We start from the raw sequence: 222 nt of genomic DNA, 5'->3' as shown, positions 1-222 counted from the left end.
ACCTGGTGGTCGGCATGTACGCGGTGAACGCCGCGGGCGGCGCGTACGTGCCGTTGGACCCGGACCATCCGGCCGAGCGGATCGATTACATCCTCGAGACCGCGCGCCCGGTGTGCGTGCTGACCTCAGGCTCCGATCTGGAGACCACGGTCTCCCGGCAGGTGCGCATCGATCAGCTGGAGTTGTCGGAGTTCTCCGGCGAGCCGCTGACCGACGCCGATC

Annotated in this window: 1 protein-coding gene; it reads left to right on the top strand. The window is 68.5% G+C overall.

The genetic code is table 11. The features are described from left to right. Window positions 1–14 precede the first annotated feature (14 nt). Window positions 15–222 (top strand): AMP-binding protein (locus IU459_RS38265; protein ID WP_440446571.1); only part of this gene is annotated, 208 nt, incomplete at its 3' end.

The sequence above is a fragment of the Nocardia amamiensis genome, from assembly GCF_015477605.1.
Classification (GTDB): Bacteria; Actinomycetota; Actinomycetes; order Mycobacteriales; family Mycobacteriaceae; genus Nocardia; species Nocardia amamiensis_A.
The sequence above is the reverse complement of the archived record's forward strand: the minus strand, read 5'-3'. Positions and strand labels throughout refer to the sequence as shown.